The following is a 991-nucleotide window of genomic DNA, read 5'->3' on the forward strand; positions in this document are numbered from 1 at the left end:
GACTTTGAAGCCTTATCACCGTTGTCTGATGTTCAGCATCAACCGTAAAAGTGCTTTCAATCACACCACTGGTATCCGATAAATATTCACGCACACGTTGCATCATACCACGGGCGCTGTTATTCACGCTGCTTGGACGCTGCCCTTCTGACCAATCAATTAAAGCATCACAATATGCATTCTTAGAGGCATTGAAAGACCAATCATAAATCGTTGACATTTAAACCTCATGTCTTGATCGCAAACAAAACACTCACATTCACGGGGCGCGTTTCGCCTTCCCCTGTGCTTTCCAAAACAACTTCTTGATTCTCATCAAAGGAATAGGACGAGACAATGTAGCCCCCTAAATTCTCACGCTCTATACCCATAAAATTCGCGAGTGCCCCCCCTCCAAACAAGCCTAGACGATAGCCCAACACATCCGTTGTATTCCCATCCCAAAAGTCTTCATTACTAGTAAAATGAGGCATCGAAAGAGCCTGACCTTCATGCTGGTGAGACTGGATTGAATCTGTTTGAATACTTCCAAATCGACGATTGGGGTCTCGATTACTGCCACCATCAAATCCCCGTAAAAACATCCCTCGTAAATCTGGAACATTAAATGTCGTGGTGCCATCCCCCTCGCCCCAAACCGTGCCTATCGTTGCAAATAAATCACCATAATCACGACGCAAATAAGCCTTCCCATCGCAAATTAACCAATCCTTTGGAATCCCGCGCATGCCAAACGTTCCTATAAAACCCGTAGGATAAAGACTGCTTTCTTCTTCTTCTAAAGGGAGTGGGGTAGGATTAACGAGATGCCAATGATCTCCATTATAAACCAATGTATAAATGCACCCTTCTTGGAGTTCGCCCCCTGATAAAGGACCAACCCCTAATTCTGTTGCTTTATAAACCGGCTTGCCATCTAAAGAATTAAGGGAGACTGTGGTTGCTCCAACATTCCTGCTCGTCGCCATAAAGCGCAAAACAATCCCATTCT

The 991-nt window shown here is 44.8% G+C and carries 1 protein-coding gene and 1 pseudogene; both read right to left on the reverse strand.

The genetic code is table 11. From position 1 onward, the window contains the following. A pseudogene (locus ACFIMQ_RS09450) lies at positions 1-220 on the reverse strand (phage tail protein); the annotation flags it as partial. 7 nt (positions 221-227) lie between these two features. Beyond that, positions 228-991: phage tail protein (locus ACFIMQ_RS09455; RefSeq protein WP_375703935.1), on the reverse strand; the 764-nt coding region annotated here is incomplete at its 5' end.

This window comes from Bartonella sp. AD13SXNS, from assembly GCF_042196465.1.
Lineage (GTDB): Bacteria > Pseudomonadota > Alphaproteobacteria > Rhizobiales > Rhizobiaceae > Bartonella.